Below are 21,588 nucleotides of genomic sequence, written 5' to 3'. Positions count from 1 at the left end.
AAACGTAACCTGGATCATTATCCAATTGCGGATCCCCGGAGATCAGACGAGGCGACTCTGCTTGACTGCCGCCTCCACGAAGCTGGCGAACAGAGGGTGCGGGTCGAAGGGTTTGCTCTTGAGTTCGGGGTGGAATTGCACGCCGACGAACCAGGGATGATCGGGGCGTTCCACGATCTCGGGCAGCATCCCGTCGGGCGACATGCCGCTGAACACCAGGCCCCCCTTCTCCAGCGCCTCGCGATACCCGGTGTTCACCTCGTAACGGTGACGATGGCGTTCGGAGATCTCGGTGCCGCCATAGATCGACGCGACGACGCTGTTCGCACCGAGCTTGGCATCATACGCGCCGAGCCGCATCGTACCGCCCATATCGCCTTCCGCCTCGCGCTTCTCCAGCCCGGCCTTGCCCATCCATTCGGTGATGAGCCCGACGACCGGCTCGTCGGTCGCGCCGAACTCGGTCGAGGACGCACCGGCGATACCGGCTAGGTCGCGCGCACCCTCGATACACGCCATCTGCATGCCGAAGCAGATGCCGAAATACGGCACCCGTCGCTCGCGTGCGAAACGGACGCTGGCGATCTTCCCCTCCGCCCCGCGCTCGCCGAACGCGCCGGGCACGAGGATGGCGTGGAGCGGTTCGAGGTGGGCCGCAATCTCGGCCTGATCGTCGCCTTCAAACAATTCGGCGTCGATCCAGCGGATGTTCACCCGCACCTTGTTGGCGATGCCGCCGTGGACCAGCGCTTCGTTGAGCGATTTGTACGCGTCCTGCAGCCCTACGTACTTGCCGACGACGCCGATCGTCACCTCCCCCTCGGGATTGGTCAGGCGATCGACGATGCGGCTCCAGCGCGAGAGGTCGGGCGCTTCGCCGACCTCGATCCCGAACGCGCGCAACACTTCCGAATCGAGTCCCTCGGCGTGATATTGCAGCGGCACCGCGTAGATGCTTTTGGCATCCAGCGCCGGGATGACCGCGGCGGCGGGCACGTTGCAGAACAGCGCGATCTTCGCACGGTCCGACGGCGGCAGCGGATGTTCGCAGCGGCAGACGAGCACGTCGGGCGCCACCCCCAAAGCGGCGAGTTCGCGCACCGAATGCTGGGTCGGCTTGGTCTTCAGCTCGCCCGCCGCGGCGATATAGGGCACCAGGGTAACGTGGATGCTGACCGCCTGGCCGCGGCCGACCTCGTTCTTCAACTGGCGGATCGCCTCGATGAAGGGCAGCGATTCGATGTCACCGACGGTCCCGCCGATCTCGCACAGCACGAAGTCGAGGCCGTCGGTGTCGGCGCGCGCGAACGCCTTGATCGCGTCGGTCACGTGCGGAATCACCTGCACGGTCGCGCCCAGATAATCGCCGCGGCGCTCGCGCTGGATGATCTGCTGATAGATGCGGCCCGAGGTCACATTGTCGGACTGGTGCGCGGCGACGCCGGTAAAGCGCTCGTAATGGCCGAGATCGAGATCGGTTTCGGCCCCATCGTCGGTGACGTACACCTCGCCGTGCTGATAGGGACTCATCGTTCCCGGATCGACGTTCAGATAGGGATCGAACTTCCTGATGCGCACGGAATAGCCGCGCGCCTGGAGGAGAGCTGCGAGCGAGGCTGCCATGAGCCCCTTGCCCAGCGACGAGACCACGCCGCCGGTGATGAAGATGTACCGCGCCATGGGATCAATCGCCTAGCGTCTAATGGGGGCGAACGACAAGCGTCCGCAGGTCCGCGGACGCCGCGATGCGACGAAGCGGCCTGCTTCAGCGAGCGAGAGGTACGCTGCCGTCGTCCGAAGTCGCGGGCACCGGTGCCGTCCTGGGTGCCGTCTGGATCGGCGCCGTCTGGGTCGTGGGCGCGGGCTGGCGGACCAGCGACGGGTCGAGCGGTGCGGGGCCGCTGCGCGATGCGGCGTAGAAGGCCAGCACGATGGAGAACAGCACGAACACCGTCGCCAGCACCGCGGTGGCGCGCGTCAGGAAATCCGCCGCGCCGCGCGCCGACATCAGTCCGGAGGGACTTCCCCCCATGCCCAGACCGCCGCCCTCCGACTTCTGCATGAGTATCACCGTGACCAGGGTCGCGGCGATGATGGCGTGGACGACGAGCAGGAAGGCGAACATGAAGCCAGGGGTATCCGGATGATGCTTGAAGGCGCTGCACATAGGCCACGCGTCCGTCGCGATCAACCGCGCCACCCCGGCGGGGTTTCCAGCCATTCGTTAACGAAAGTGTTTGCACGCGCGAAACCCGTGGGTTGCCGCAGCGTTATGACTGCGAAACGACGCCCGATCCACCGACGTCAATCGGTACGGGCTGAACGATGGATCGCTATTCGTGGCAGCAGCCGACGCCCAGACTCTATCCGTGTGGATGACCGCTCTGGTCGATTACGTCCGCTCGGGGGAACCCGATCTGACCAACCGCCAGATGGCGCTGCTGTTAGTGGTGTACCTGCGGCCGGGGCCGCATACCGTTCGCGGGCTGGCGCGGGCGTTGAATGTGTCTAAACCGGTCGTGACGCGCGCCTTGAACAGATTGGGCGCGCTCGGCTATCTGCGCCGCCAGCGCGACGACAGCGACAAACGCAACATCTTCGTTGCCAAGACGACCGAAGGGGCAGACTTTCTTGAAGAGTTCGGGCAGTTTATCGGCGACCGCGACGCCCCAGCCGCCCGCGTTCCGGCCCCCCTCGCCGCCGCGTGAAGGATTCGCGCTGAGCGGACCGTCGATCGTTCTCGACCCGCGAACCAACGCCGTGCGGCCTGATCTGGCCGACGTGCGCTTGGCTGCATACGTATTCGCACCGCATTATGCTGCGCCGATCCCACGCACGCTTGCTCGTCCCGAAACGTTGCGCGCCGCGCGCGACCCGTCGTCCGTGGCAGTCGCTTTACTGGCTACGGGTGACCTGTTCGAGGTGCTCGAATTTGCCGGAGCGCTCGCCTGGGGCATCGCGCCAGGTGCCGAGTTGGTCGGCTATCTTCCCGCTGCGGCTTTGGCCCCCTCATGAGCGCCACGGTCTTCATCGACGGCGCGGCCGGAACCACGGGCCTCGAAATCCGCGAGCGGCTGGCCGGGCGCAGCGACATTATTGTGATTACGCTTGACGACGCCCGGCGCAAGGATGCGGACGCACGGCGCGAAGCGCTGAACGATGCCGATTTCGTCATTCTCTGTCTGCCCGACGATGCCGCGCGCGAGGCGGTGGCCCTGATCGACAATACGCGCACCCGCGTGATCGACGCTTCGAGCGCGCACCGGGTGGCTGAGAGTTGGACCTACGGCTTCGCCGAACTCGAGGCCGATCAGGCCGCGCGGATCGCGGCCGCGCGCTTCGTCGCCAATCCCGGCTGCTATCCCACAGGCTTCCTCGCGCTCGTCCGCCCGCTGGTCCGTGCCGGGCTGATCCCGGCCGATTGGCCACTCAGCGTCAACGCCGTCTCCGGCTATTCGGGGGGGGGCAAGGCAATGGTCGCGGAGTTCGGCCAGCCCGGAGCGCCTGCCTTTCGCGGCTATGCCTATGGCGGCGGTCACAAGCATCTGCCAGAGATGCAGCGGTTGGCCGGATTGACGCACGCGCCGGTGTTCGCACCCGCAGTGGCGAACACCTATCGCGGAATGATCGTCGAAGTGCCGCTGCATCTGCGCGCACTCCCCGCCAGCCCGTCGTGCGGCGATATCGAAACGGTGTTGCACAACGCTTATGCCGGGCAACCTTTGGTGACGATCGCGCAGAGTGACGGCGCCACCGTCGCGATCGAGGAAAATGCCGGCAGCGACCGCATGACCCTTCGCGCATTCGGCGATCCGGCCAGCGGGCAGGTCAGGCTTGTCGCCACCCTGGACAATCTCGGCAAGGGCGCAGGCGGCGCAGCGGTCCAGAATCTCAACATCATGGCTCGGCTCGATGCCACCGCCGGCCTCATCTTCTGATCGGACAAGTCATGGCACGAACACCGGTTGGCAAGCTCCTCCTTTTCGGCGCCACGGGCGACTTGGCGCAGCGGATGCTGCTGCCTTCGCTTTATGGCCTCCACGCGGATGGATTGTTGCCCGAGGGATTGGCGATCGTCGCCTCCGCCCGGTCTGAGAATGACGACGCCAGCTTCCGCGATTTCGCCAAGGGCGCGTTGGACGAGTTTCTGCCCGACGACCGCAAGAATGAAGACGCGGTCGTCACCTTCCTTCAACGGCTCAGCTATCAGGCGGCCGACCTCTCCGACGAAAGTACCTTCGCGCCTCTCGCCCAGAAGGTAGGCGACGTCGCCGGCGGGCTGGCGATCTTCCTTTCGACGGCGCCGTCGCTGTTCGAACCCGCGGTCAAAGGACTTCGTGCCGTTGGGCTGGCGGGCGAGACGGTGCGCATCGGGCTGGAAAAGCCGTTGGGCTACGATCTCGCCTCCAGCCGGGAGATCAACGACACCGTGGCATCGGCGTTCTCCGAGGACCGCATCTTCCGGATCGATCATTATCTCGGCAAGGAGACGGTCCAGAACATCCTGGCCCTGCGCTTCGGCAATTCCTTCTTCGAACCCGTCTGGAACGCGCGCGGGATCGATAACGTCCAGATCACCATTTCGGAAACCGTCGGGCTGGAAGATCGCGCCGGCTATTACGAAGGCGCGGGCGCGTTGCGCGACATGGTGACGAACCACATGCTGCAATTGCTCGCCCTCATCGCGATGGAACCGCCGTCGCGCTACGACAAAACCGCGATCCGCGACGAAAAGGCGAAAGTCTTCCGGGCGCTCCGTGAGATCACGCCGGACGACGTGGCCAGCCACACGGTGATCGGGCAATACGTGGCGGGCGCGGTAAAGGGGGAGATCGTCAAGGGCTATGACGACGAACTCGGCAAGGATTCGGACGTCGAAACCTTCGTCGCGGTCAAGGCGCATGTCGACAATTGGCGCTGGCAGGGGGTGCCCTTCTATATGCGCACCGGCAAGCGGATGGCCTCTCGCCGGTCCGAGATCGCGATCCAGTTCAAGCCCGTACCCCATTCGATGTTTACCGGGCGGGGCGGCAGGCTTCAGCCCAACGTACTCGTCATCCGCCTCCAGCCGGAGGAATATGTCCAGATGCTGGTGATGGCCAAGGAGCCGGGACTCGATCGCGACGGGATCCGGTTGCGCGAAGTGCCGCTCAACCTGAGCATGGATGCCGAATTTGCCGGATCGCGCCGCCGCATCGCCTATGAGCGGCTGCTGCTCGACCTTATCGAAGGCGATCAGACGTTGTTCGTCCGGCGCGACGAGGTAGAGGCGCAATGGACCTGGACCGATGCCATCCGCGCCGGCTGGGCCACCAACGGCGCCAGACCCAAACCCTATGCTTCGGGCACCTGGGGTCCGTCCGCGGCAATCGCGCTCACCGAGCGCGACGGGGTGACGTGGCAGGACGACTGACCCACGGCCGCTGTTTTTTAAATCCTTGAGATAGAGTATCACATGACCGAGATCGAATGGTGGGATTACGACGACGCCACCGAACTGGCAGCAGCCGTCGCAGGTGACGTTCAGTTCGTCATCGAAAGCGCGATCGACGCGCGCGGCTCCGCGGTGATCGCGCTGGCGGGCGGCAAGACGCCCCTGCCCGCCTATGAGAAGTTGGCGAAAGCCAAGCTCGACTGGAAGAAGGTGACGATCATTCCGACCGACGAACGCATCGTGCCGCTCGGCGATGCGCTGTCCAACGTCACCGCGCTCGCCAGGATCTTCCTGCCGAAGGGCGCCCGCGTGATGCCGATCGTTCCCAAGGCTACCGACGATTACAAGGCCGCCGGCCGCTCCGCGGATGCGCTGATGCAGGATCTTCACTGGCCGCTGGATCTGTGCCTGCTCGGCGTCGGCGTGGACGGGCATACCGCGTCGATCTTTCCCGGTCCGGACTTCGACGAGGCGCTCGACGGCCCAAAGGAGCGCCGCGCACTTGGCGTCATGCCCGATCCGCTGCCCAAGGATGCGCCGGTGCCGCGGGTTTCGCTCAGCCGCCAGGGTATCGTCACCGCGCGCGCGCTGATGATCGCGGTCACCGGTCAGGACAAGCGCGACGTGATCGAAAAGGCCATCGCGCAGGGTCCGCTGTCGGCCTACCCCATCGGCCGCGTGCTGGCCGACGTCGAGCTGCCGATCGACATCCATTGGGCGGCTTGATGCGATGAGGTGCACCGGCCTCCTCCCAGCCTCCGTTCGCCCTGAGCGAAGTCGAAGGGCATGGATGAACGTCGGCGAAGTGCTTCGACTTCGCTCAGCACGAACGGGAAGAGGGACATGAACCCCATCGTTTCTGCCGTGACCGACCGCGTGATCGAACGATCGCGCCCGTCGCGTGGGGCTTACCTGGCGCTGATCGAACGCGAGGCGGCGACCGCCATACGCCGCCCCAATCTGGGCTGCGCCAACCTCGCCCATGCCTATGCCGGCACCGACGAGGACCGCGACGCGATGAAGGCCGACGGCGGCATGAACATCGGCATCGTCACCGCCTATAACGACATGCTCTCGGCGCACGCCGTCTATTACCGCTACCCCGAACTCATGAAGCTGTGGGCGCGCGAGGTGGGCGCGACGGCCCAGGTCGCGGGCGGCGTTCCCGCCATGTGCGATGGGGTGACGCAGGGCTATCCCGGCATGGAGCTGTCGCTGTTCAGCCGCGATACGATCGCGCTGTCGACCGCGATCGCGCTGAGCCACGGCACGTTCGAGGGCGCAGCCCTGCTCGGCATCTGCGACAAGATCGTGCCGGGCCTGCTGATGGGGGCGCTGCGCTTCGGCCATCTGCCGATGATCCTGATCCCCGGCGGGCCGATGCCGACCGGCCTGCCCAACAAGGCCAAGGCGGCGGTGCGCGAACGCTATGCCGAGGGTCTCGCCGAGCGCGAGGAACTGCTCGACGCCGAGATCGCGGCCTATCATACCAAGGGCACCTGCACCTTCTACGGCACCGCCAACACCAACCAGATGATGATGGAGGTGATGGGCCTGCACATGCCCGGCGCCGCCTTCGTCAATCCAGGCACGAAGCTGCGCCAGCAACTGACCCGCGCCGCGGTCCATACGCTGGCCAGGATCGGCGCGCGCGGCGACGATTACCGGCCGCTAGGCCACTGCGTCGATGAAAAAGCGATCGTCAACGCCGCGGTGGGGCTGCTTGCCACCGGCGGATCGACCAACCATCTGCTCCACGTGCCCGCGATCGCGCGCGCGGCGGGGATCGTGATCGACTGGGACGATTTCGATCACTTGAGCCGCGCCGTGCCGCTGATCGCGCGGGTCTATCCCAACGGATCGGCGGACGTGAACGCGTTCGAGGCGGCGGGCGGCATGCCCTATGTCATACGCGAGTTGATCGGCAGCGGCCATCTCCACGCCGACATTCCCACCGTCGCGGGCGGCGATCTATCGGCTTATGGCTACGCACCCTCGCTGCAGGGCGACACGCTCAGCTGGGCCGAGGCAGGGGAGACCGGCGACGACACCATCCTGCGCCCCCCCTCCGCTCCCTTCTCGCACGACGGCGGCATGCGCATCCTGGCCGGCAACATCGGCCGCGCCTGCATCAAGGTATCCGCGGTGGAGCGCGAACGCTGGACGATCGAGGCACCAGCGCGCGTCTTCACCGACCAGCTCGACGTGCTCGAAGCCTTCAAGGCGGGCGAACTGGAACGCGATGTCGTCGTCGTAGTCCGCTTTCAGGGGCCGCGCGCCAACGGCATGCCCGAATTGCACAAGCTGACCCCGCCGCTCGGCGTCCTCCAGAACCGCGGGTTCAAGGTCGCGCTGGTCACCGACGGCCGCATGTCGGGCGCCAGCGGCAAGGTGCCGTGCGCGATCCATTGCTCGCCCGAAGCCCTGCTCGACGGCGCGATCGGCAAGATCCGCGACGGCGACCTGATCCGCGTCAACGCCGCCGCGGGCACGCTGGAGGCGCTGGTGGACGCGGACGAATGGGCCGCCCGCCCGATCGCCGCGGCACCGCCGCCTGCGGTGGGCATGGGCCGCGAACTGTTCGCGATGTTCCGCGGCCTGGCCGACGAAGCCGAAAAGGGCGCGTCCGCGGTGCTCGCCGCGGCGATGCTTTAGGGTCCGGGGGAGAGATGATGGACGTCGTCGCAGTCGATATCGGTGGCACCCACGCCCGCTTCGCCCTCGCGCAGGTGGAGGGTGGCCGCGTCGTCGCGCTCGGCGAGCCGATGACGCAGAAGACCGCCGAACATGCGTCCCTCCAGACCGCGTGGGAAGCGTTCGGCGCGGCTCATGGCAAGCCGCTGCCCCCCGCGGTCGCGATCTCGGTCGCCTCGCCGATCACCGGGGACGTCATCCGGCTGACCAACAACCCCTGGGTGATCCGGCCTTCTTTGATCGCGGCGCGGCTGGGCGCCAACGTTCACACGATCATCAATGATTTCGGCGCGGTCGGCCATGCCGTCGCGCAATTGCCGCAAGAGGATTTCGATCACCTGTGCGGCCCCGACGAGCCTTTGCCCGCGCTCGGCGTCACCACCGTCTGCGGTCCTGGCACGGGTCTCGGCGTCGCCCAGGTCTTCAAGACCGCCGATCGCTACCACGTCCTCTCCACCGAGGGCGGACACGTCGATTACGCCCCGCTTGACGGGATCGAGGACGCGATCGTCAAGCGGCTTCGCAAGAGCTTCACGCGCGTGTCGACCGAGCGGGTATGCGCAGGGCCCGCGATCGTCGCGATCTACGAAACGCTCGCCGAGCTGGAGGGCCGCGCGGTGCCCAGCCGGGACGACCGGGCGATCTGGACCGAAGCATTGGAAGGAACCGATTCGATCGCCTTGGCAGCGCTGGACCGATTCTGCCTGGCGCTCGGGGCAGTGGCCGGCGACCTGGCGCTGGCACACGGGGCCAAGGGCGTGGTGATCGCCGGCGGTCTGGGCCTGCGGATCAAGGACAAGCTGCTGCGTTCCGGCTTCGACCATCGCTTCGTGGCCAAGGGACGGTTCCAGTCGCTGATGGCGGCGATCCCGGTCAAGCTCATCACCCATCCCCAGCCCGGCCTGTTCGGCGCCGCGGCCGCCTTCGCCCAAGAACATACCGGAACCCAGCATATATGACCGACATCGCGACCATCATGCAGACGAGCGCCGTCATCCCGGTGCTGGTGATAGAGGACGCCGCCACCGCAAGGCCGCTGGCCGAGGCGCTGGTCGCCGGCGGCCTGCGCGTGCTGGAGGTGACGCTGCGCACCCCCGCCGCCCTCGAAGCCATCGCCGAGATGAAGCGCGTGCCCAGCGCGATCGTCGGCGCGGGCACCGTCGTCGATACCGAACAGTTCGAGCAGGTGATGAAGGCCGATGCCGAATTCATCGTCTCCCCCGGCCTGTCGCAGCGGCTGGGCGAGGCGATCGTCAGGTCGGGCGTCCCCTATCTGCCCGGCGTGGCGACCGCGGGCGACATCATGCGCGGCCTCGACCTGGGGCTGACCCACTTCAAGTTCTTCCCCGCCGAGACGAGCGGCGGATTGAAGGCGCTGAAGGCTTTGGCGGCACCCTTCTACCAATGCCGCTTCTGCCCGACCGGCGGCATCACCGAGGCGAGCGCACCCGAGTGGCTGGCATTCAAGCCGGTGCTTTGTGTCGGCGGCAGCTGGATTACCGGCGGCACGATGGCCGACGTCGAAGCTAGGGCGAGAGTTGCGGCTGGGATGAGGCGGTGATGTGGTGGTGGACAGCGATCGGGTTGATCGTCGCGATCTATTGCCTGACCCGCGCCGTGGAGGATGTCCGGCAAAAACGGTATGTCTGGGCGGCAATCGGATTCGGCTGCGCTGCGCTCATCCTTTTTTTGCCGGTACAGACACATGCAGTGAAGGTTGATCTACCCGTCGCGACTTGAACTACATCTCGCCGCGGGCGCGCCTGATCGCATACCATTTCCGTACATTGGCGTTGTGCTCGGCCAACGTATTCGCGAAAACATGCCCCCCCGTCCCATCCGCCACGAAGTACAGCGCGCTCGACTGCGCCGGATCGAGCACCGCGTCGATGCTCGCACGCCCCGGATTGGCAATGGGACCGCGCGGCAGCCCGCGTTCGGCATAGGTGTTGTAGCCGTTCTTCGCCTGCAATTCAGACCGCAATATGCGGCGCCCCAACGGGCGGCCCTTGGTCAGCGGATAGATCACGGTGGGGTCGGCCTGGAGCGGCATGCCGACGCGCAGCCGGTTGCCGTAGACCGCGGCGACCATACGCCGTTCTGAGGGCTTGCCGGTCTCCTTCTCGACGATCGACGCCAGCGTGATCGCCTGTTCGGGCGTCGTCACCGCAATGCCCGGCTTACGCCTCGCCCAGGCAGCCGCGAGATAATCGCGCATCGCCCGCTGCATCCGCGCGACGGTCTGCACCCGCGTGTCGCCGCGCTGGAAGGCGTAGCTGTCGGGCAGCACCGATCCCTCCGCGGGCACCGGCACCGTTCCGGTCAGCCCGTCGGCCTTGGCCAGCGCGTCGTGGACCAGTACCGACGGATACCCCTCCGGCACCACCACCAGCCGCTGGAGCGTCTTGCCACCCTGCAGCAGCTTCAGGATGTCGGAAGCGCTGGTGTGCGGCGGCACGCGGTACTCGCCCGCCTTGATCGGCTCGCCCGATCCGAACACCCGCGCCAGCAGCCGGAAGCGTGATGCCGAGCGGATCGCGCCCTCGCGCTCCAGCGCGGTCGCGGCGGACGTCAGGCTCGCCCCTTGTGGGACCACGATCGTCAGCGTGCGGCTCGCCGGTCCCGCGCCGCCCCAGCCCTGCACCACCAGGAACAGCGCAACCACCGCGGCGACGCACGCAATCAGCGCCAGGCATCCCAGCTTGCGCACCGCTACATCGCTTCGTGCTGAGTGGAGGAACCTGCGTCACACACTGCGCATCACCAGCGACGCATTGGTGCCGCCGAAACCGAAGCTGTTGTTGAGCACCGCGCGCACCTTCCGCTTCTTCGCGACATGCGGCACCAGATCGACCCCGACGCAATTCTCGCTAGGGTTGTCGAGATTGAGGGTTGGCGGGACGATGCCATCGCGCATCGCCAGCATGCAGAAGATGCTCTCGACCGCGCCCGCGCCGCCGAGCAGATGGCCGATCGCCGACTTGGTCGACGACATGGAAACATCGCCGAGCGCACCACCGAACAGCCGCCGCACAGCGCCCAGCTCCAGTTCGTCGCCGAGCGGGGTCGAGGTGCCGTGCGCGTTGATATAGTCGATATCGTCGAGCGCCAGGCCCGACTTGCGCATCGCCATCTCCATCGAGCGGAACGCGCCCGATCCCTCGGGATGCGGCGCGGTGACGTGATAGGCGTCGCCCGACAGGCCATAGCCGATGACTTCGGCATAGATTTTCGCGCCGCGCGCTTTGGCATGCTCATATTCCTCCAGGCACACCACGCCCGCGCCCTCGCCCATGACGAAGCCGTCGCGGCCGATGTCATAGGGGCGGCTCGCCTTTTCGGGCGTGTCGTTATAACCCGTCGACAACGCCCGCGCCTGCGCGAAGCCGGCAATGCCGAGCGGGCAGATCGCCCCCTCGGCGCCGCCCGCGAGCATCACGTCGGCATCGTCCATCGCGATCATCCGCGCGGCGTCGCCGATCGAATGCGCGCCGGTCGAACAGGCGGTGACGACCGCATGGTTCGGTCCCATCAGCCCGTATTTGATCGAAACCTGGCCCGAGATCAGATTGATGAGACGCCCGTGGACGAAATGCGGGCTGACCCGCGACGGCCCCTTGTCGCGGCATACCAGCGACTCGCTTTCGATCCCCGGCAGCCCGCCGATGCCTGAGCCGATCGAACAGCCCGCGCGGAAACGCTCGGCCTCGCTCATGTCGGTCAGCCCGGCGTCTTCCAGCGCCTGCGCCGCGGCATCTATGCCGAAGACGATGAAGGGATCGACCTGTCGCTGGACCTTGTGGTCGACGCGCTTGTTGGCATCGAAACCATAAGCGTGATCCGCCGGCTTCACCTCGCAGGCGATCCGGCACTTATAGCCCGTGGGATCGAAGCGGGTGATCGGCCCGGCGCCCGATTTCGATGCCAGGATGTTGGCCCACACGGTCTCGACATCCGCTCCCAGCGGCGTGACCATCCCCAATCCGGTTACGACGACACGCCGCATGCTCTTCTCCATATTGCCTCTGACCAAGGCTTATACAGCGAAACGGCCCCCCGCCCTCTCAGCGGGGACGGGGAGCCGTTTCAAATCGACCCGTGCGGGCGCCGACGCCGGGCCTGGTGCCCGCCGATCTCGCGCCGCCCTCGATCTTACGCCTTATGCTCGTCGATATAGGTGATCGCGTCCTTGACGGTCGTGATCTTCTCGGCGGCATCGTCTGGAATTTCGACGCCGAATTCTTCCTCGAACGCCATCACCAGCTCGACGATGTCGAGGCTGTCGGCACCCAGATCGTCGATGAAGCTGGCTTCCTCGGTGACCTTGTCGGCCTCGACGCCGAGATGCTCGACGACGATCTTCTTCACGCGGTCGGCGGTCTCGCTCATAAACAGTCCCTCTTCGTGCTTGGCAGGGTTTAGGTATTCCTGAACGCACCTAGAACGCAGGTGGTGCCGTGGCAAGCCTGCAGCGTCCCTCTAGATCATCGCCATTCCGCCGTTCACGTGGATCGTCTGACCGGTGACATAGCCGGCCTCCCGGCTTGCCAGATAGACGACCGCCGCGCCGATGTCGGCACCGGTTCCCAGATCACCGGCGGGTATGCGCTGCGTCAGCGCGGCCTTCTGCGCCTCGGGCAGGCCGTCGGTCATCGCGGAGCGGATGAAGCCCGGCGCGATGCAATTGACCGTGATCCCGCGGCTCGCGAGTTCCTGCGCCAGTGCCTTCGACATGCCGACCAGCCCGGCCTTGGACGCCGCGTAATTCGCCTGGCCCGGATTGCCGGTCGCGCCGACCACCGACGTGATCGACACGATCCGCCCGAAGCGCGCCTTCATCATCGGTCTGGCCGCGGCACGACAGAGCCGGAACGCCGCCTCCAGATTGACGCGGATGACGTCGGACCATTCCTCGTCCTTCATCCGCATCGCCAGATTGTCGCGCGTGACGCCGGCGTTGTTGACGAGGATATCGAGCCGGCCGAGCGCCGCCACCGCCTGCGGGACCAGCGCATCGACGGCGGCGCCATCCGACAGATCGCACGGCAGCGCGACATGCTCACCGCCCAGTTCGCCGCGGAACGCGTCCAGCTTCGCCGCATTCGATCCCGAGACCGCCAGCCGCGCCCCCCGCGCCGCCAGCGCCTGCGCGATCGCCGAACCGATCCCGCCCGATGCGCCGGTAACGAGCGCGGTCATGCCTGTGAGGTCGAACATCAGTCTTTCCCTTGTTTTTGATTCACGCGGAGGCGCGGAGACGCGGAGGAATGGTGGCCGTTAACGATCCGCCGCACCCCTTCCTTGAGCGTCGCGCCACCGAAGTTGAGAAGCAGCCCGACGGGCTGCTTGGTGAGGCGTAAATAGGTCAGCAACTGCTTGGCGTGGATCACGGTGAGCCGTTCGACCGACTTGATCTCGACGAGCAATCGCTCGTCTACAAGAAGATCAATACGGAACGCGGCTTCAAATCTCATGCCTTCAAAATCTATGCCGATCGAACGCTGGCGCGCGACATCATAGCCCATCGCGCCCAGCTTACCGGCAAGCACCGTTTCATAAACGCTCTCGAGGAGGCCCGGCCGCAAATCGCGGTGCACTCTCACCGCCAAGTCGAGCACGTCACCGCTGATCTGATCTATATCTCTCACTTCTTCTCCGCGTCTCCGCGTCTCCGCGTGAATCAAAGCCTCTTCAGCAATTCCTCGACATCATCCATCGTCACCACGCTCGTCGCCGTCACATCCGGCGCGATGCGCTTGACCATCGGGGCCAGCACCTTGCCGCCGAATTCCACGAACTCGCTCACGCCCGCATCCACCATCGCCAGCACCGACTCGCGCCAGCGCACCATGCCCGTGACCTGCGCCACCAGCAGCGCGCGGATCGCGCCCGGATCGGCGACCGCGACCGCATCGACGTTGCAGTAAAGCGGCACCAGCGGCGCGCGCAGGTCCGCCTGCGCCAGCGCCGCATCCATCGCATCGGCGGCGGGCTGCATCAGCGGACAATGGAACGGCGCCGACACCGGCAGCAGAAGCGCACGCTTGGCGCCCAACTCCTTGGCCAGCGCGACCGCACGCTCGATCGCGATGCGGTGGCCGGAGATGACCACTTGCGATGGATCGTTGTCGTTGGCGACGGTGCAGACCAATTCCGGGCCGCCCTCCGCCAGAATCGCGTCGACGGCGGCGCCCGCGATCGTTCGCGCCCGCTCCAGATCGACGCCGAGCAACGCCGCCATCGCCCCCTCGCCGACCGGCACCGCCGCCTGCATCGCACGCCCGCGCAACTTCAGCAGCCGTGCGGTGGTCGCCAGATCCAGCGCATCCGCTGCACAAAGGGCAGTATATTCGCCCAGCGAATGTCCCGCGACCGCGTCCGCCTTGTCGGCCAGCCGGATACCCCCCTCCTGCTCCAGCACGCGCAGCGTCGCGATGGCATTGGCCATGATCGCGGGCTGCGCATTCTCGGTCAGCAGCAGATCCTCCGCCGGCCCTTCGGTCATCGTGCGGAACAGATGCTGGCCCAGCGCCTCGTCGACCTCGCCGAACACCGCGCGGGCGACCGGACTGGCGTCGCTCAGCGCCTGCCCCATGCCGACCGCCTGGCTGCCCTGCCCCGGAAATATGAATGCGCGCATGATCTCGGCTCCCTTGATCCCGGCTTCCTTGAAGAACCGCGCCGACTAGGCACGCCCGGCGGCCGATGCAACCTGAACGACGCCGCACGGTTTGCGACAAACGGCGACCAATTACGTGCCTGGACGGCACCGCGCAGCGACAGGCCGGTCCCAGATATGATCCCGACGCCGAGCAAGGGCGCCGGATTTTGGAGCAAGATCATGAAGACGTTCATCCTCGCCGCGATCGCCGCCACGCTGGTCGCCGGTCCCCTCGCCGCCTCCGCCGCCGAAGCCGCGCCGCAGCGCGGCGAACGCCAGACCACCGTCGTGCGCCAGAAGCCGAACGGCCGCGTCGTCGTGAAGCAGCGCACCGTCGTTCGCCAGCCGCAATATCGCACCAACTGGCGCAGGGGTGACCGCTTCGACCAGCGTCAGGCGCGCAACTATCGCCAGATCGACTATCGCCAGTATCGTGGCCTGCGCCCGCCGCCGCGCGGCTATCGCTACGTCCAGTCGGGCAACGACGCCCTGCTGGTCGGCATCGCCAGCGGCGTGATCGCGTCGGTCATCGCAGGCGTGATCCGTTAAGCCACCTTGCGTTTCGTTACGAAAAGCGTAAGGGACCGGCCAGCCACAAGGCGGGGAGCGCGAGCTTCCCGCCTTCGTGCTGTTTCGAAGACGACAGCCGGAGGGGCGTGACGCATGGGGCGCACGTCAGCGATCGGCCAATGATAAGGAAGAAGCATGGCTCTATACGAGCACGTGTTCCTTGCGCGCCAGGATCTGGCACAGGCGCAAGTGGACGCGCTGGCGGAAGCCGCGACCAAGATCGTCGAGGATAACCAGGGCAAGGTCGTCAAGACCGAGTCGTGGGGCCTTCGCAGTCTTGCGTACCGCATCGCCAAGAACCGCAAGGCGCATTACGTCATGCTCGAGATCGACGCGCCCGCAGGCGTGGTCGCCGAGCTGGAGCGTCAGACCCAGATCAACGAGGACATCATCCGCTACATGACCGTCAAGGTCGATGAGCTGGAAGCTGGCCCCAGCGTGATGATGCGCAAGCAGGAGCGCGACCGCGAGCGTCGTGGCGACCGTGAAGGCGGGCGTGAGGGTGGCCGTGACGGCGGCCCGCGCGGTGATCGCCCGGATCGTGGCGACCGCCCGGATCGTGGACCCCGTCGTGACCGTGAAGAGGGAGCCGAATAATGGCCCGTCCGTTTTTCCGCCGCCGCAAGAGCTGCCCGTTTTCGGCCAAGGATGCCCCCCGGATCGACTATAAGGACGTCCGGTTGCTCCAGGGTTTCGTCTCCGAGCGCGGCAAGATCGTCCCCTCGCGCATCACCAGCGTGAGCGGCAAGAAGCAGCGCGAACTCGCCCAGGCGATCAAGCGTTCGCGTCACCTGGGCCTGCTGCCCTACGTCGTTAAGTAAGGAGTCCGGATAATGGACGTCATTCTGCTGGAACGCGTCGAGAAGCTCGGCGCCATCGGCGACGTGGTGAAGGTCAAGGACGGCTACGCCCGCAACTTCCTGCTGCCGAACAAGAAGGCGCTTCGCTCCAACGAAGCCAATCGCAAGGTCTTCGAATCGAACCGCGCGCGGATCGAATCGGACAATGCGACCCGTCGCGGCGATGCCGAGAAGGAAGCCAAGACCTTCAACGATGCAACGGTCACGCTGATCCGTCAGGCGTCGAACACCGGCCAGCTGTACGGCTCGGTCGCAGCGCGCGACCTGGTCGATGCACTGGTCGCCGACGGCCACAAAGTGACCAAGTCGCAGGTCGTGCTCGACAAGCCGATCAAGGCGATCGGCGTGTCGCAGGTGAAGATCGCGCTTCACCCCGAGGTGTCGGTGATCGTCAAGGTCAACGTCGCCCGCTCGCCCGAAGAAGCCGAGATGCAGGCGTCGGGCGTCGACGTCATGGCGTCGATGTTCGAGCGCGACGAGGCCGGCTTCGTCGAGGATTACGATCCCAACGCCGAACCCGGTGCGACGGCCGAAGTCGCGAACGACGAGCCTGCACAGGCCTGAGTCTTGGCTGACTGCTGAATAGGAAAGGGCCGCCCGGCAATGTCCGGGCGGCCCTTTTCATGCGTCCGCCAATCGCGCTGGGGGCCAGAGCATAATGACGTTGGATTGGCTTACTTCCGTTCGTCCTGAGGAGGGACTGAGCGCAGGCGAAGGCCCGTCTCGAAGGACAGTGGGTCTCACCTGCCCTTCGAGACGCCGCTTCGACTTCGCTCAGCGGCTCCTCAGGACGAACGGATCAGTTTCAAGCATCTCCTCTAGGACGGATCGACATTCATCCGAGTCTCGCCCTGCGGCATCTGTTCTCCTGCGAAAGCAGGAGCCCAGAGCCACGGGCAATGTGCCCTGCCACCCTGGACTCCTGCTTTCGCAGGAGAACAGGAAAGATCGAACCGATGAGCCACTCCAACGGCTGAATGTCGATCCGCCCTAGATCAAACCCGTACCCCGGACGGGCAAGAGCTTTCCATTCGGTATGACTGCGTCGCTCAGCAAGAAGCGACGCTCCGACCCGGCACCGGAGCGAGGGTGAGCGATGACGAACCCCCGCACTCGGCCGCCCCCCGATGAATATGCCGCTGTCCTACAACGTGCCGGCCGTGCCATCGTGGCTTCGATCCGGTGCAGACCGGCGCTTGCTCTTTCTCATCGCCGCACCCGACGATCCCGCGCCTCTGGAGTCGCTGTCGACCGGCCTTGCCCACGCCCCCCCGCACTCCCGCCGGGAATACACGTTACCTTCATTACCTTTGAACGGACGGATAGCCTGTAGGATGTGACTTTCCAGTGACCTTTCGCGCGCTGATCCCGCCTCCACCGGCTTCAACGCCGCCCGAACAGCTTCTCCAGATCGCCATGTCCCAGCTTCACCCAGGTCGGCCGCCCGTGATTGCACTGGCCCGAATGGGGCGTGACCTCCATCTCACGCAACAACGCGTTCATTTCCGCGACCGACAGCACCCGCCCGGCGCGTACCGATCCGTGGCACGCCATCGTCCCCGCCACCGCGTCGAGCCGCTCGCGCAGTGACAAGGCCTCGTCGTGCGCGGCGAGTTCGTCGGCTAGATCGGTGACCAGCCCGGTGACATCGCCGCTGCCCAGCATCGCCGGCGTCGCCCGGACGAGCATCGCGCGGGGACCAAAGCGTTCGAGATCCAGCCCGAAGTCGGACAGTTCGGCTGCACGCGCCTCCAGCCGGTCGCACGCCGGTTCGTCCAGCTCAACTACCTCGGGAAGGAGTAGCGCCTGCGCCGCAACCCTGCCCCCGCTCAGCGCCGCACGCATGCGTTCCAGCACCAGGCGCTCGTGGGCGGCATGCTGATCGACGAGCACCAGTCCGTCCTCGGCCTCGGCCACGATATAGGTTCGCGCCACCTGCCCGCGCGCGACACCGAGGGGGAATCGGATCGTTTCGGGGACCGGCTCGGCGGCTGGCTCGGCACGAGCCTGTGGCGGCGGAGCGAAAAAAGTCTGGCGCCGCTCGAACACCGCAGGCAGACGATCTAGCACCAGCGTATCCTCGGCCTGCCACATCGCCAGCGAGGACTCGGGCGGCCGCTGTACGCTGCGCAACCCGTTGGCGTCGAGCGCACGGCGCAGGCCGGTGACGATCATCCCGCGGATCAGCGCCGGATCGCGGAAGCGGACCTCGGTCTTGGCGGGGTGGACGTTGACGTCGACTTCGCCCGGCGGCACGTCGAGGAACAGCGCCACCACCGCATGGCGGTCGCGCGGCAGCATCTCGGCATAGGCGCCACGGATCGCGCCCATCAGCAGCCGGTCCTTCACCGGGCGGCCGTTGACGAAGAGATATTGGTGATCGGCGACGCCGCGGTTGTACGTCGGCAGCCCGGCGACCCCGCCCAGCACGATGCCGTCGCGCTCCAGATCGACCGTCACCGCATTGCCGGCGAGCGCACGGTCGGTCAGCGCCGCCACCCGTGCCGGCCGGTCCTCGGGGTTCATCGCGGCCAGCACCCGGCGGCCGTCATGCTCGACCGAAAAGGCGATATCGGGCCGCGCCATCGCCAGGCGGCGGACGATATCGAGGCAGGCGGCATATTCGGCCCGCGGGCTGCGCAGGAACTTGCGCCGCGCCGGCACCCGCGCGAACAGATCCTCGACCACCACACGCGTTCCCGGTGGCAGCGCCGCAGGGCCTTCGCGCACCACGTCGCCGTTATCGACCGTCCGCAGCCACCCGTCGCCATCCGCCGTGCGGCTCTCGATCGTCAGCCGCGCGACGCTGGCGATCGAGGGCAGCGCCTCGCCGCGAAAGCCCAGCGTCAAGACCGCCTCGATATGCTCGTCGGGCAGCTTCGAGGTAGCATGGCGTTCCAGCGCCAGCGCGATATCGCTTGCGCTCATGCCGCAGCCATCATCTGCCACCTCGACCCGCGCCGTCCCGCCCGCGCACAACACCACTGCGATCCGCGCCGCGCCCGCGTCGATGGCGTTCTCGACCAGCTCCTTCAACGCGCTGGCGGGCCTTTCCACCACTTCACCCGCGGCGATGCGGTTGACGAGATGTGGGGGGAGTCGGCGTATTGACACGGGTGGGTCTCTAGCCCAAGCGGGCCGCTCCCGCGAGGCGCAAACGTGAAGGAGCCGTGCCGCCTGAGGCATGGCGATCCCTTCGCGCGAGGCGTTGTGCGAACCAGCCCCGGTTCCTCGCTCCGGTGGCTCAAGGCCCTACGGAACCGATCACCGATGAAGCTGCCCCGTTTCCTGAAATTCATGTCGCACGACATGGCGATCGACCTCGGCACCGCGAACACCGTGGTCTATGTGCGCGGTCGCGGCATTGTGCTGAACGAGCCGTCGGTCGTCGCGGTCGAGACGATCAACGGCGTCAAGCGCGTCAAGGCGGTCGGCGACGACGCCAAGATGATGATGGGCAAGACCCCCGGCAATATCGAGGCGATCCGGCCGCTGCGCGATGGCGTGATCGCTGACATCGACGTCGCCGAGCAGATGATTAAATATTTCATCCAGAAGGTGCACGGCCCGCGCCGCTTCGCGCGCTGGCCCGAGATCGTGATCTGCGTGCCGTCGGGATCGACCAAGGTCGAACGCCGTGCGATCCGCGACGCCGCCTCCAACGCGGGCGCCAGCACGGTGTGGCTGATCGAGGAGCCGATGGCCGCCGCGATCGGCGCCGACATGCCGGTGACCGAGCCGATCGGGTCGATGGTCGTCGATATCGGCGGCGGCACCACCGAAGTCGCGGTGCTCTCCCTGCGCGGGCTGGCCTATACCACGTCGGTGCGCGTCGGCGGCGACAAGATGGACGAGGCGATCGTCAGCTATGTCCGCCGCAACCACAATCTGCTGATCGGCGAAGCCACCGCGGAACGGATCAAGAAGGAAGTCGGCATCGCCAAGCCGCCGGCCGACGGCATCGGCATGATTATCCAGATCAAGGGCCGCGACCTGGTGAACGGCGTGCCCAAGGAAATCCAGATCAACCAGGGCCAGATCGCCGAGGCGCTGAGCGAGCCGGTCGCGACGATCGTCGAAGGCGTGCGCGTCGCGCTGGAGAACACTGCGCCCGAACTCGCGGCCGACATTGTCGATCAGGGCATCGTGCTGACCGGCGGCGGCGCGCTGCTGGAAGGGTTGGACGAGGTGCTGCGCGACGAAACCGGGCTGCCGGTGACGGTCGCGGAGGACCCGCTGACCTGCGTCGCGCTCGGCACCGGCCGCGCGCTCGAAGATCCGATGTACCGCGGCGTTCTCCAGAACGGCTAACTTTCACTGACGGGGGGACCGGCGCATGGCGCCTGCCCGCGACCGCCGCACCGGGTTTTCGCGGCGGCGGCAATATTCGGTCTTTCTCGGCTATGTGCTTGCGGTGGCCGGCGCAGTGGTCGGCGCGGTGTTGCTCGTCGTCTCGACCTTCGATCCGCCAGCGTTCGCGGCGCTGCGGATGACCGTCGCCAGCGTCACCGCGCCCGTATCGGGCCTGCTCGACGGCGCGGTGCGCGGCGTCGCCGCGGTGCCGGAGACGATCGGCACCTATTTCCGCGTCCATGACGAGAATGCGCGCCTGCGTGCCGAGGCCAAGCGCTCGGCAGCATTGATCACGCGTGCGAGGATCGTCGCCTATGACAATCGCCGACTGCGGCGCCTGCTGACGTTGCGCGACCGCGAAGCAGCGGTGGTCGTCGCCGCGCGGCTGGTGAGTTCCACCGCATCGAGCGGCCGGCGCTTCGCGCTGCTCGACGCGGGGCGCTTTCAGGGCGTCCGCGGCGGCATGGCGGTGCGCGGCCCGGATGGACTGATCGGCCGGATCGTCGAGACCGGCCCGCTCGCCGCGCGGGTGTTGCTGGTCACCGATCCGGAAAGCCTGGTGCCGGTGCGTCGGGTCCGCGACGGCATCCCCGCGATCGCGGCGGGTCGCGGCGACGGGACGGTCGACATCCGGTCGGTCAACACCACCAACGTCCGCTTCGCGCGCGGCGATACGTTCGTCACATCGGGCACCGGCGGCCTCTATGCGCCGGGCGTGCCGGTCGCGCAGGTCGCCGCCCGCGGCATGGATACGGTGCGAGCGATCCCGTTCGCCTCGCCCGATTCACTCGATTTCGCGCTCGTCGTGCGGCCGTTCATGCCGATCCCGACGAGCGCCGCCACGCCGGTGCCCGCGCCGCGATGAGCACCGCCGACTATGATCCGTTCGCGCAGCCGCTGCCCGAGGGGCGCGCGCGTGCGATCCCGTGGCTGAGCGTGATGGGCGGCTCGCTGGTGACGATCATGCCCGTCGTCGCCAGCCTGCCGCTGCTGCCGCCGATGGGCCTGCTGATGCT

At 66.7% G+C, this 21,588-nt stretch carries 23 protein-coding genes; 14 read left to right on the top strand and 9 right to left on the bottom strand.

Features of this window, described 5'->3' with window-relative positions; genetic code table 11:
* Positions 1 to 42: 42 nt before the first annotated feature.
* Positions 43 to 1,680 carry a CTP synthase gene (locus VF643_RS04840; protein ID WP_331042239.1) on the bottom strand — a complete coding sequence of 546 codons (1,638 nt, stop codon included), beginning with the start codon at positions 1,678 to 1,680 and terminating at the stop codon, positions 43 to 45.
* Between the two features lie 85 nt (positions 1,681 to 1,765).
* A complete protein-coding gene (gene secG / locus VF643_RS04835) occupies positions 1,766 to 2,125 on the bottom strand; it encodes a preprotein translocase subunit SecG (RefSeq protein WP_331042292.1) in 360 nt (119 codons plus the stop codon).
* Between the two features lie 250 nt (positions 2,126 to 2,375).
* Between secG and VF643_RS04830 the strand changes: the two genes are divergently transcribed.
* The 8 genes from VF643_RS04830 (at position 2,376) to eda (ending at position 9,689) form a co-directional block, all read left to right on the top strand.
* Positions 2,376 to 2,708 carry a MarR family transcriptional regulator gene (locus tag VF643_RS04830; RefSeq protein WP_331042291.1) on the top strand — a complete coding sequence of 111 codons (333 nt, stop codon included), beginning with the start codon at positions 2,376 to 2,378 and terminating at the stop codon, positions 2,706 to 2,708.
* 175 nt (positions 2,709 to 2,883) lie between these two features.
* Entirely contained in the window at positions 2,884 to 3,015 is a 132-nt protein-coding gene (locus tag VF643_RS04825; protein WP_331042238.1) for a hypothetical protein, read from the top strand.
* Positions 3,012 to 3,938: an N-acetyl-gamma-glutamyl-phosphate reductase gene (gene argC / locus VF643_RS04820; protein WP_331042237.1), complete on the top strand. Its 927-nt coding sequence runs from the start codon at positions 3,012 to 3,014 to the stop codon at positions 3,936 to 3,938. The genes VF643_RS04825 and argC overlap by 4 nt, the downstream gene beginning before the upstream one ends.
* A gap of 11 nt (positions 3,939 to 3,949) precedes the next feature.
* On the top strand, positions 3,950 to 5,413 hold the full coding sequence (gene zwf, locus VF643_RS04815) for a glucose-6-phosphate dehydrogenase (protein ID WP_331042236.1): 1,464 nt from the start codon (positions 3,950 to 3,952) through the stop codon (positions 5,411 to 5,413).
* A 42-nt stretch (positions 5,414 to 5,455) separates the two neighbouring features.
* Positions 5,456 to 6,160, top strand: coding sequence for a 6-phosphogluconolactonase (gene pgl, locus VF643_RS04810; protein ID WP_331042235.1), 705 nt, complete (start codon positions 5,456 to 5,458; stop codon positions 6,158 to 6,160).
* A gap of 117 nt (positions 6,161 to 6,277) precedes the next feature.
* Positions 6,278 to 8,089, top strand: coding sequence for a phosphogluconate dehydratase (gene edd, locus VF643_RS04805; RefSeq protein WP_331042234.1), 1,812 nt, complete (start codon positions 6,278 to 6,280; stop codon positions 8,087 to 8,089).
* A gap of 17 nt (positions 8,090 to 8,106) precedes the next feature.
* Positions 8,107 to 9,087 carry a glucokinase gene (gene glk, locus VF643_RS04800; protein WP_331042290.1) on the top strand — a complete coding sequence of 327 codons (981 nt, stop codon included), beginning with the start codon at positions 8,107 to 8,109 and terminating at the stop codon, positions 9,085 to 9,087.
* Positions 9,084 to 9,689, top strand: a complete 606-nt coding sequence (gene eda, locus VF643_RS04795; RefSeq protein ID WP_331042233.1) for a bifunctional 4-hydroxy-2-oxoglutarate aldolase/2-dehydro-3-deoxy-phosphogluconate aldolase — start codon at positions 9,084 to 9,086, stop codon at positions 9,687 to 9,689. Before glk ends, eda begins: the two co-directional genes overlap by 4 nt.
* Before the next feature lie 180 nt (positions 9,690 to 9,869).
* Here eda and mltG read toward each other — a convergent pair whose 3' ends face one another.
* From mltG to fabD, 6 genes are all read right to left on the bottom strand, one after another.
* The gene (gene mltG / locus VF643_RS04790) at positions 9,870 to 10,838 is read right to left on the bottom strand and encodes an endolytic transglycosylase MltG (RefSeq protein ID WP_331042232.1); all 969 of its coding nucleotides are present in this window, start codon (positions 10,836 to 10,838) and stop codon (positions 9,870 to 9,872) included.
* A gap of 36 nt (positions 10,839 to 10,874) precedes the next feature.
* Positions 10,875 to 12,134, bottom strand: coding sequence for a beta-ketoacyl-ACP synthase II (gene fabF, locus VF643_RS04785; protein WP_331042231.1), 1,260 nt, complete (start codon positions 12,132 to 12,134; stop codon positions 10,875 to 10,877).
* Positions 12,135 to 12,280: 146 nt separating this feature from the next.
* Positions 12,281 to 12,517, bottom strand: coding sequence for an acyl carrier protein (locus VF643_RS04780; protein WP_331042230.1), 237 nt, complete (start codon positions 12,515 to 12,517; stop codon positions 12,281 to 12,283).
* 90 nt (positions 12,518 to 12,607) lie between these two features.
* The gene (fabG, locus tag VF643_RS04775; RefSeq protein ID WP_331042229.1) at positions 12,608 to 13,345 is read right to left on the bottom strand and encodes a 3-oxoacyl-[acyl-carrier-protein] reductase; all 738 of its coding nucleotides are present in this window, start codon (positions 13,343 to 13,345) and stop codon (positions 12,608 to 12,610) included.
* Positions 13,345 to 13,776, bottom strand: coding sequence for a GxxExxY protein (locus VF643_RS04770; RefSeq protein WP_331042228.1), 432 nt, complete (start codon positions 13,774 to 13,776; stop codon positions 13,345 to 13,347). Before VF643_RS04770 ends, fabG begins: the two co-directional genes overlap by 1 nt.
* Before the next feature lie 32 nt (positions 13,777 to 13,808).
* Positions 13,809 to 14,768 carry an ACP S-malonyltransferase gene (gene fabD, locus VF643_RS04765; protein ID WP_331042227.1) on the bottom strand — a complete coding sequence of 320 codons (960 nt, stop codon included), beginning with the start codon at positions 14,766 to 14,768 and terminating at the stop codon, positions 13,809 to 13,811.
* 201 nt (positions 14,769 to 14,969) lie between these two features.
* Here fabD and VF643_RS04760 point away from each other — a divergent pair, with 201 nt between their 5' ends.
* From VF643_RS04760 to rplI, 4 genes are all read left to right on the top strand, one after another.
* Positions 14,970 to 15,338, top strand: coding sequence for an RcnB family protein (locus VF643_RS04760; RefSeq protein ID WP_331042226.1), 369 nt, complete (start codon positions 14,970 to 14,972; stop codon positions 15,336 to 15,338).
* 156 nt (positions 15,339 to 15,494) lie between these two features.
* Positions 15,495 to 15,956, top strand: coding sequence for a 30S ribosomal protein S6 (gene rpsF / locus VF643_RS04755; RefSeq protein ID WP_331042225.1), 462 nt, complete (start codon positions 15,495 to 15,497; stop codon positions 15,954 to 15,956).
* On the top strand, positions 15,956 to 16,180 hold the full coding sequence (gene rpsR, locus VF643_RS04750; RefSeq protein ID WP_331042224.1) for a 30S ribosomal protein S18: 225 nt from the start codon (positions 15,956 to 15,958) through the stop codon (positions 16,178 to 16,180). The genes rpsF and rpsR overlap by 1 nt, the downstream gene beginning before the upstream one ends.
* 12 nt (positions 16,181 to 16,192) lie before the next feature.
* Entirely contained in the window at positions 16,193 to 16,783 is a 591-nt protein-coding gene (rplI, locus tag VF643_RS04745; protein WP_331042223.1) for a 50S ribosomal protein L9, read from the top strand.
* Positions 16,784 to 17,602: 819 nt separating this feature from the next.
* On the opposite strand, the gene mutL is transcribed toward rplI, so the two are convergent.
* Positions 17,603 to 19,333: a DNA mismatch repair endonuclease MutL gene (mutL, locus tag VF643_RS04740; protein WP_331042222.1), complete on the bottom strand. Its 1,731-nt coding sequence runs from the start codon at positions 19,331 to 19,333 to the stop codon at positions 17,603 to 17,605.
* 156 nt (positions 19,334 to 19,489) lie between these two features.
* Here mutL and VF643_RS04735 point away from each other — a divergent pair, with 156 nt between their 5' ends.
* Together VF643_RS04735 and mreC are read left to right on the top strand one after the other, a co-directional pair.
* Complete coding sequence (locus VF643_RS04735) at positions 19,490 to 20,530, top strand: rod shape-determining protein (RefSeq protein ID WP_331042221.1); 1,041 nt, start codon at positions 19,490 to 19,492, stop codon at positions 20,528 to 20,530.
* 25 nt (positions 20,531 to 20,555) lie between these two features.
* Entirely contained in the window at positions 20,556 to 21,437 is an 882-nt protein-coding gene (gene mreC / locus VF643_RS04730; protein WP_331042220.1) for a rod shape-determining protein MreC, read from the top strand.
* Positions 21,438 to 21,588: the final 151 nt, after the last annotated feature.

Origin of the sequence: Sphingomonas sp. (assembly GCF_036387595.1) — a bacterium.
In the GTDB taxonomy this organism is placed as follows: Bacteria; Pseudomonadota; Alphaproteobacteria; order Sphingomonadales; family Sphingomonadaceae; genus Sphingomonas.
This window is presented reverse-complemented; position numbering and strand designations above follow the sequence as displayed.